At 39.8% G+C, this 8850-nt stretch carries 8 protein-coding genes, 4 pseudogenes and 1 other annotated feature; of the genes and pseudogenes, 6 read left to right on the top strand and 6 right to left on the bottom strand.

Going from position 1 to position 8850, the window contains the following annotated elements:
- The 6 genes and pseudogenes from AC1M9L_RS14545 to pcaG form a co-directional block, all read left to right on the top strand.
- Window positions 1–134 (top strand): annotated as a pseudogene (locus AC1M9L_RS14545) (acetyl-CoA C-acyltransferase); the annotation flags it as partial.
- Between the two features lie 62 nt (window positions 135–196).
- Window positions 197–1555, top strand: a complete 1359-nt coding sequence (gene pcaB, locus AC1M9L_RS14540; RefSeq protein ID WP_481592528.1) for a 3-carboxy-cis,cis-muconate cycloisomerase — start codon at window positions 197–199, stop codon at window positions 1553–1555.
- Window positions 1552–2334 (top strand): 3-oxoadipate enol-lactonase, encoded by a 783-nt coding sequence (pcaD, locus tag AC1M9L_RS14535; protein ID WP_171076801.1) that lies wholly within the window; start codon window positions 1552–1554, stop codon window positions 2332–2334. The genes pcaB and pcaD overlap by 4 nt, the downstream gene beginning before the upstream one ends.
- 47 nt (window positions 2335–2381) lie before the next feature.
- Entirely contained in the window at window positions 2382–2780 is a 399-nt protein-coding gene (gene pcaC, locus AC1M9L_RS14530) for a 4-carboxymuconolactone decarboxylase (RefSeq protein WP_035269644.1), read from the top strand.
- Window positions 2781–2815: 35 nt separating this feature from the next.
- Window positions 2816–3541, top strand: a complete 726-nt coding sequence (gene pcaH / locus AC1M9L_RS14525) for a protocatechuate 3,4-dioxygenase subunit beta (RefSeq protein ID WP_092766916.1) — start codon at window positions 2816–2818, stop codon at window positions 3539–3541.
- A 14-nt stretch (window positions 3542–3555) separates the two neighbouring features.
- On the top strand, window positions 3556–4185 hold the full coding sequence (pcaG, locus tag AC1M9L_RS14520; RefSeq protein WP_481592527.1) for a protocatechuate 3,4-dioxygenase subunit alpha: 630 nt from the start codon (window positions 3556–3558) through the stop codon (window positions 4183–4185).
- Between the two features lie 153 nt (window positions 4186–4338).
- Here pcaG and AC1M9L_RS14515 read toward each other — a convergent pair.
- The 6 genes and pseudogenes from AC1M9L_RS14515 to AC1M9L_RS14490 all read right to left on the bottom strand — a co-directional run.
- A pseudogene (locus AC1M9L_RS14515) lies at window positions 4339–5151 on the bottom strand (IS3 family transposase); the annotation flags it as partial.
- Between the two features lie 40 nt (window positions 5152–5191).
- Window positions 5192–6425 (bottom strand): annotated as a pseudogene (locus tag AC1M9L_RS14510) (IS3 family transposase).
- Window positions 6034–6150: a sequence feature (AL1L pseudoknot), on the bottom strand. Its footprint overlaps the pseudogene before it by 117 nt.
- A gap of 50 nt (window positions 6426–6475) precedes the next feature.
- A pseudogene (locus AC1M9L_RS14505) lies at window positions 6476–6650 on the bottom strand (transposase); the annotation flags it as partial.
- A 134-nt stretch (window positions 6651–6784) separates the two neighbouring features.
- Window positions 6785–8014 carry a type II toxin-antitoxin system HipA family toxin gene (locus tag AC1M9L_RS14500; RefSeq protein ID WP_481592526.1) on the bottom strand — a complete coding sequence of 410 codons (1230 nt, stop codon included), beginning with the start codon at window positions 8012–8014 and terminating at the stop codon, window positions 6785–6787.
- The gene (locus tag AC1M9L_RS14495) at window positions 8011–8271 is read right to left on the bottom strand and encodes a helix-turn-helix domain-containing protein (RefSeq protein WP_035270813.1); all 261 of its coding nucleotides are present in this window, start codon (window positions 8269–8271) and stop codon (window positions 8011–8013) included. The genes AC1M9L_RS14500 and AC1M9L_RS14495 overlap by 4 nt, the downstream gene beginning before the upstream one ends.
- Window positions 8272–8454: 183 nt before the next feature.
- Window positions 8455–8655: a hypothetical protein gene (locus AC1M9L_RS14490; protein ID WP_481592525.1), complete on the bottom strand. Its 201-nt coding sequence runs from the start codon at window positions 8653–8655 to the stop codon at window positions 8455–8457.
- Window positions 8656–8850 lie beyond the last annotated feature (195 nt).

Raw genomic sequence — 8850 nt, 5'->3', positions numbered from 1 at the left:
CATTGGGTGCATCAGGTGCGCGTTTGGTGACGACTGCTCTCAACCAACTAGAAGCAACTGGTGGCAAATATGCATTGTGCTCTATGTGTATCGGTGTGGGTCAAGGCATCGCTTTAATTATTGAAAAAGTTTAACAGCAATTTTTGGACAGACGCTTTATGGTGAAACACATGATGAAGCGTAATAGGGATAAGTTATGAGTCAGTTATATGGAAGTTTGTTTTATCAGAATGATGTAAATATCATATTTAGTGATGAAGCACTCGTAAAATATATGTTGCGTGCAGAGGTTGCACTGGCTCAAGCTCAAGCTGAAGTTGGTGTTATTCCCTTAATTGCTGCTGAAACGATTCAACGTGTTGCAGCACAAGAAATTCATTCCATTATTAATTTTGATCATTTGGCACAGTCCAGTGGTCTCGCTGGCAATATTGCAATTCCATTCGTAAAGCAATTCACTGCTGCTGTGAAAAAAATCAATGAAGATGCTTCTCGTTATGTGCATTGGGGTGCGACCAGCCAAGATATCATTGATACGGCCTTTATGCTGCAAGCTCAAGATGCGTTACAGCTGATCGAAAAGCAACTTATCCAGGCTATTCAGGCAACTAAAAAACTGACGATTCAATACCGTGATCAGGTGATGATCGGACGTACATGGTTGCAACAAGGTTTACCGCTTACCTTTGGACATAAAACAGCACGGTGGCTCTCTAGTTTAGATCGAGATTTAAAGCGTGTTCAGCAGTTACAGCAACATGTCTTAACAGCGCAGTTAGGTGGTGCGGTAGGTACTTTAGCTTCATTAACTGAATATGGTTCGGCTGTAGTGAGTACCTACGCACAAAAACTTGGTTTAAATACACCCGTATGTACATGGCATGGGGAGCGAGATCGTGTAGCCGAAATTGCACATGTACTTGCAACGATTACAGGAAACTTGGGCAAGATGGCCCGTGACTGGTCACTCATGATGCAAACAGAAATTGCAGAAGTGTTTGAACCGAGTGGTGCTGGGCGTGGAGGGTCATCGACGATGCCTCATAAGCGTAATCCTGTTGCAGCTGCTTCAATTCTAGCCGCTGCAAATCGCGTCCCTGCATTAATGTCAAGTATCTACCAAAGCTTAGTACAAGAACATGAACGAAGTTTAGGTGCATGGCATGCTGAATGGCTAGCGTTACCAGAGTTATTTCAACTGACGGCGGGCAGTTTAAGTAGAGCAATCGATGTATTTACGGGATTAGAAGTAGATCCTGAAAATATGTTCAGAAATTTAGAGTGCACGCAAGGATTAATCATGGCTGAAGCACTGATGATGTCACTCGCACCTCAGATGGGTCGATTGAATGCACATCATCTTGTGGAAGCTGCTTGTAAGCAAGCAGTTGCCGAACAACGACACTTACTCGATGTTGTACAAAATAATCCAGAAATATTAGCTATTTTTGATCTAGATCAACTCCGTCAGATTTTTAATCCGCAACATTATCTAGGAAATACTCAAGCACAAATAGATGCGGTACTAGAGAGCGTTCAAGGAAGTACACCATAATGACATTAATCAATAATCGTAATGGTCAGCAGCTTGCGGTCTATCGTTTTGGTGACGATACAAAACCAAGCATCATTTTTTCAAACTCACTGGGCACTGATCATGGCATGTGGCAAGCCCAAATTGATTATTTTTCCAAAGATTATGATGTGATTTGCTACGACACACGTGGTCATGGAAGAAGTAGTGTCATTGAAAATACCACAATCATTGATTTAGCCAATGATGTCCTTGATGTACTCAATCATTTCTCTATAGAAAAAGCGCATTTTTGTGGTATCTCCATGGGGGGAGTTACTGGGATTCAATTAGGCATAATTGCACCAGAGCGTTTTAACTCTATTACCATTGCAAATTCAGCAGCAAAAATTGGAAATGCCGAGGCATGGTTGAGTCGTGCAGATGCGGTTGAACAAAATGGTTTGGCTGATATCGTCAGTACTACACATACGCGTTGGTTTAGTGAACAATTTGATTATTTACACGATGTGACAGCTCAAAAAACCATTCAGAGTTTGTCTGTCACTCAGCCTAAAGGCTATGCAGCCTCTTGTCGTGCCTTAGCTCAGACGGATTTACGCAATCAACTTGGAAAAATTATTGTGCCTTGTTTGGCATTATGTGGCGGCTTAGATCCTGTGACCACAGTGAATGATGGTGAGTTTTTAAAACAACATATACCTGACTGTCAACTTGCAGTCATAGATGCATCGCATTTATCCAATATTGAGCGACCAGTTGAATTTAACCAAGCATTGCTTGCTTTTATTCAGTCTTAAGCACATCTGAACATCAAATAATTTCAATTTTAAAGAGGAACAACCTCATGAATGATGAAGAACGTTATAAGCAGGGGCTAGAAGTCCGTACTGAAGTCTTGGGTGAAGCCCATGTCGGGCGTTCACTTGAAAATTTAAACGAATTTAATGCTGATTTTCAAAACTTTATTAGTCGTTTTGCATGGGGTGAGGTTTGGTCAAGACCAGGACTGCCAAGACACACACGTAGTTTGGTGACGATTGGAATCTTACTTGCATTGGGGCGTGAAGCAGAGCTCAGAATGCATATTCGTGCTTGTTTCAACAATGGCGTTACCAAAGATGATCTTAAAGAATTATTTTTGCATGCGTCTTTATATGCAGGTCTGCCTGCAGCCAATGCTGCAATGCATATGGCAGAAGAAGTATTTGCAGAGTTAGGCATTTCGCCTGAGAAAATTAAATAAACGGACGATATTTTAAATTGAATAAGGAGAGATTCATGTCTCAAATTCTGATGGGTGCTTATGCACAGCGAAATACAGATGATCATCCACCAGCATATGCACCGGGATATAAAACCAGTGTATTACGTTCCCCGAAAAATGCACTGATTTCGATTGCGCAAACATTAACCGAGGTTACTGCACCTCACTTTAGCGCAGACTTATTGGGTCCTAAAGACAATGATTTAATTTTAAATTATGCAAAAGATGGTTTACCTGTTGGTGAACGCGTCATTATTCATGGTTATTTACGTGATCAATTTGGTCGTCCTGTTAAAAATGCTTTGATTGAAGTATGGCAAGCGAATGCCTCAGGACGTTATCGCCATCCAAATGATCAGTATGTGGGAGCTATGGACCCTAACTTTGGTGGTTGCGGTCGAATGCTCACAGATGAAAATGGATTCTTCATTTTTAGAACGATAAAACCAGGACCTTATCCGTGGCGTAACCGTATCAATGAGTGGCGTCCAGCACATATCCATTTTTCTGTGATGGCAGATGGCTGGGCACAGCGTTTGATTTCCCAGTTTTATTTTGAAGGCGATACATTAATTGATAGCTGTCCAATTTTAAAAACTGTTCCTTCAGAACAACAGCGAAGAGCTTTAATTGCGCTCGAAGACAAGAGCAACTTTATTGAAGCAGATAGTCGTTGCTATCGTTTTGACATTACTTTACGTGGTCGTCGTGCGACATATTTTGAAAATGATTTGACTTGATAGGGAGCATCAGGATGAATGGCTGGAAATTTGAAGAATTACATGAAACACCATCTCAAACAGGTGGTCCATATGTCCATATTGGATTAATGCCTAATCAAGCTGGTATAGAAGTATTTGAGCATAGCTTCAATAATCAAATGGTGAAAGATGGCACTCAAGGTGAACGTATTCGCCTCGAAGGGCAAGTTTTTGACGGTTTGGGTTTACCACTTCGCGATGTACTCGTAGAAATTTGGCAAGCTGATGCCAATGGTGTTTATCCAAGTCAGCAGGATACGCAAGGGAAGCAGCCAGATCCAAACTTTTTAGGTTGGGGTAGAGCGGGTGCGGATTTTGACACTGGTTTTTGGAGCTTCGATACGATCAAACCAGGTGCTGTTCCTGGACGTAAGGGTTCACAGCAAGCACCACATATCGCGCTGGTTATTTTTGCGCGTGGTATCAATTTAGGTTTACATACTCGAGTTTACTTCGAGGATGAAGCTGAAGTGAATGCGAAAGACCCAATTTTGAATGGTATTGAGTGGGCGCCACGTCGTCAAACACTCATTGCTAAGCGTGAAGAGCGTGATGGTCAGATCGTTTATCGTTTCGATATTCGTATTCAAGGTGAAAATGAAACAGTATTCTTTGATATTTAGATATTAGTTCAGGCTTGATCTGACATAGTTATTGACAAGAGAAAGTTATCCGTTTTTATAAAAGTGTCGAAGTCTTAAACAAAAACAGGTAACTTTCTTATATTGAATACTAACAATACAAATTATCAAACACAAAGTAGGTGATGTGTGATCCTAGACAGTATCGTGGACAATCGATCCCTCTAAATTCTTGAAATATTTCTGTTCAAAGGCTTCTGGACTTAACCAAACGTTTGCAGAATGCCTTCTGACCTGATTGTAATAAATCTCAATATAATCAAACAAGACCGCATTCGCCTCTTTTCGAGTGACAAACACACTGTCATGCACCACATGGCCTTTCAATGTATGAAAAAAGCTTTCAGTCACGGCATTATCCCAACAGTTTCCTCGTCTAGACATACTTTGAATACAATCATTTGTCAGCAAGAGTGCTCTAAAATCACGACTACAGTACTGACTGCCTTGGTCCGAATGAACCATAACACCTGTTGGATAGCCCTGACGAGCCATTGAATAATGAAACTCATTACACACCAATTGGCGGTCTATTCGATGGCTGGTTTGTCACCCCACAATACGACGACTAAATAGATCCAGCATCACACATAAATACAGCCAACCTTGCTTGGCACGGATATAAGCAATATCCGTTGTCCAAACCTTGTTAGGCTGAATGACTGTAAATTGACGCTCTAACAGATTGGGTGCTGTAGGCAAACGATGGTTTGAATCAGTGGTATGCTTGAATTTACGCGCAATCCTGCTGCGTAAACCCAGCTTTTTCAGCATTCTTCCAATAGTGCGTTCACTCATGCTTTAACCTAAATCATGCATGTCATGTACCAATGAAGGTGCACCCAATCGTGCACGATGCTGCCAATATGCGGCTTTTAAATCATTATATTTCTGCGCTGTATTGGCCTGGCGTTTTCGCCAAGCATAATAGCCTGAAGTGCTGACACCCTGAACCGTACCGGGTTTGTCGGAGAGATTTTTATTTAAGTTAGGCCACCTGACCTAACGGATTAACCTTATCATAGTACATTGCTTCAAACTCAAATGGCGATACATAACCTAGAGCACTATGTACACGCTTTTTATTGAACCAATCCACCCAGTTTAATGTCGCAAGTTGTACATCTACTAAACCTTGCCAATCTGCTTTTAGATATTCAATCACTTCTGTTTTGTATAAGCCATTCACCGTTTCAGCCAAAGCATTATCGTATGAATCACCAGTCGTACCAACTGATGCTCGTAAATTTGCTGCTTCTAAACGATTGGTATAGCGAATGGAAAGATATTGCACACCTCTATCGGAATGATGAATCACGTGCTTTGGCATGCCTCGATCATGTAATGCTTGCTCCAATGCATCGAGCACCATATCTGTATTCATTCGTGTAGATACTTTCCATCCAACAATGGCTCGTGAGAACACATCAATAATAAAGGCGGTATACACCCAGCCTGAATTGGTTCGAACATACGTGAAGTCAGCGACCTGAGAAGCATTGCTTCGCAAGGGTCAGGATGATCAGCAGTAAAATTGCGTTTCACCAAGTCAGGTGCACGCTTTTGATCATCTCGGCTACGAGTAGTTTGTTTATTCTTACCGCGCCAAACACCTTGTATGCCTAGATTTTGCATCAATCGAGCAACCGTACAGCGTGCAACAATATAGCCTTCACGTTTCAATTGTTGCCAGACTTTACGTACACCATATCGACCCGAACTTTCTTTCCAAATTCGTTTCACTTGTTCAGCATGATGCACGTCATGTAAATCGCGTTTTGAGCGCTTTTCTGGGTTCTCGGTCAGATCCAACTGTCGGTAATAGGTCGATGGTGCAATCGGTAAAATTTTACAGATTGCCTCAACACCATATAGGTCTTTATTGTTATGGATGAAATCCACCATTATTTGTGTGGGCGGTCGAGCTCCGCCTGGGCGAAAAAAGCGGCTGCTTTACGTAGAATTTCATTGGCACGCTTTAATTCTTTAATTTCACGTTCCATTTGCTTCATTTTTTCTTGATCAGATATCTGTTGTACTTTAATAGGATTTTGCTGATCTAAATGCTTTTGATGCCAGGCACGAAGTATTTCAGGAGTACAACCAATCTTAGGCGCAATTGCTGTGATTGCAGCCCAAGTAGAAGGATAATCTTTTTCGGATTCAATCAATAATTGAACCGCTCTTTCTCTGATTTCAGGGGTATATTTTAATTTTGTCATCGGGATAGTCTCTCAGAATACTGACTCTCCGACAAACCCGGTACGGTTCAGCATTGGATAGCAGCATCAGAATAGGTTTGATTTCGACCATGCTTGCCCTTTGGTTGAGCGTACCATTGAGTTTTTGGGATCAAACCAAATAGAGATATTTCCTCGATTTATTAATGCTTTGTTATAAGAAGGCTAATTGGTTGTGCGATAGATTTTAGATGTGGGCTTATTCATTTGAGAATTATAATGTTGAATAAGCCTTTATAGATAGGTTTGTGCAACAAGGCCTATTTAAAGCATCTCTTGGACAAACGACGTCTATTCTTTTGGCGTAGGCGAGAACAGTAACTTATAGGTTATTGTTCTCATTATTCAAATTTCTTCTTTCTGTCATGTCGATAAATTTTTGTACTAGAGCTTGATTTTATAATATTTGAGATTGATTGTTCTATAGATGTCCGCAATCCATCAAATAGCTGCACTTCATTAGATACTTGGAGATAATCCAATATGTTTTCGCTAAAAGATTCGATGATTTCTCGCGGATTTCTAATTCTAAAATGCTCGCTTTCAGCTAATTTTAAGAGATGTGATATTTCAGGAAATGCTTTGCTTCCAGCGAGTTTAAGCGCCATTTTATTATCTATTGATTCGTATATAAGTGTATGCGTAATATCAAATGGTGGTGAAACAAAAATGTTTTTCATATCCGGAGAATACTGTAGAGCAAAGTTTTTCAGATGCGCATCACCATTCCCAATTAAGCAGTTGAATACGATGCATTTATACATTTTTTCAACCTCAGTTATGCTTCCAGTGTATAAAAGGGTCGCTTTCAATAGTGTTTCGTAGCTCCCTGTGTATTTTGCATCGGGGTCATTTGATTTCTTCATGAGCGTCGTAAAATCTTCATAACCTAGTTTTGTACCATCACTGGATTTATCAAACCGTTCTACAACATATGTTTCTAAATTTTCAGACAAGTACGTTTGTGGCGGTTCAAGCCCACACTGTCGCGCAGCCTGCATACAAACAAATTCATTGACGGTAAGTAATGGAAATTCCGAATCAAACGACTTTACGATTAAATCTTTTTGTTGAACTGTTCTATCCGTTTGAATAGTTTTTGCATTCGGAATGCTCACTTTGGGTTGCATACCGGACAGAGAATTTCTGAGATAATATTTTTCTAATAGCTGTGGAAAAAGGGGTTCTTTACTACGGTAAGATAGGATTTCACTCAAGTTTAAAGAATCTGCGTCAGGCAAATTTAGCTCACTTTTATAAGAGAGCATTCCAATTCCTTGACTGCCTTGTAGTGCCAATAAATACATGTCATTAACTTTGGCATATCTGGCAAGTTTTTCAGCAATAAATCGTCGATTAAAACCTTCTGGTAAATTCTGAGCAAAAATTGGGTGAAGTGCACCGGAAGAATAACCATCTATGCCTTTGCGAGTCATAGTGAGTGATACATGCTGTTTTTCCTGAGTCGGCTGATAGTGGTGCACTGAACCATATGTTAAAACGCCTAATTCAGCATGATTAGCGCATACCTTAATATTAGTGATTTTGGCTGGAAGCTTTGGTGTACTCATTCGCTATCCTCCGAAAACATATTTTCAATATCATCCCAGTGGGGCAACGAATGTTGCTTCGGATATACATCAAACTGTAAACCTACTGTATCAAGTACACGCTCAAATATGTCAAACGAACCAGTAAAACGGCCATTCTCGATTTCAGAAATTGTGGTTTTGTTAATTCGAGTCAATTCTGATAATTCTTGCTGTGTATGACCAAGAGCTTTTCGTGCTATACGAATTTTTTCCCCAATTTCTACTCTACTCATCATAGCAATCCAATCACAAATATTAGCCATATAGCTAATATATCATACAAATTTTCAAATGTTAGCTATATAGCTAATATTTTATGGGTATTTAACAAAAAAGTTAGCTTAAAAATAGAATTCAACAATAAATAAAAAGGCAGATTTTTTAACTGCCTTCTTTTATTTCCTAAACTGTTAGGTGAGTTAATTATTTGTAATCAACTTACTTTTCATCGTTTTAAGAGCTTGTGTAGCATCATTATTGCCTTGATTTGCTGCCCTAGTGTACCAATCCAATGCCTTTTTATAATCTTTCGGTAAAACATCACCTTTATCGGACATTGACCCAATAACATATTGAGATTTTGCATAAACTGAATTGGCTGCTCGTTCAGCCCAATACACGCTTTTATAAATAATGAGGGCTCAATTTTAATGCTTGATACACTAACGCTGATATCATTCAAGTGTACTTAATTTAACATAATCTATATTATACGAAATCACTCTGTTAGAAACCATTTAAAGTGTCTATATTCTCACCAATAAAAATGTCTAGTTTATGATGGTTTTTACCATCATGGACTGGATATAAATTAG

Source organism: Acinetobacter sp. ANC_7511, assembly GCF_056779975.1.
The sequence above is the reverse complement of the archived record's forward strand: the minus strand, read 5'-3'. Positions and strand labels throughout refer to the sequence as shown.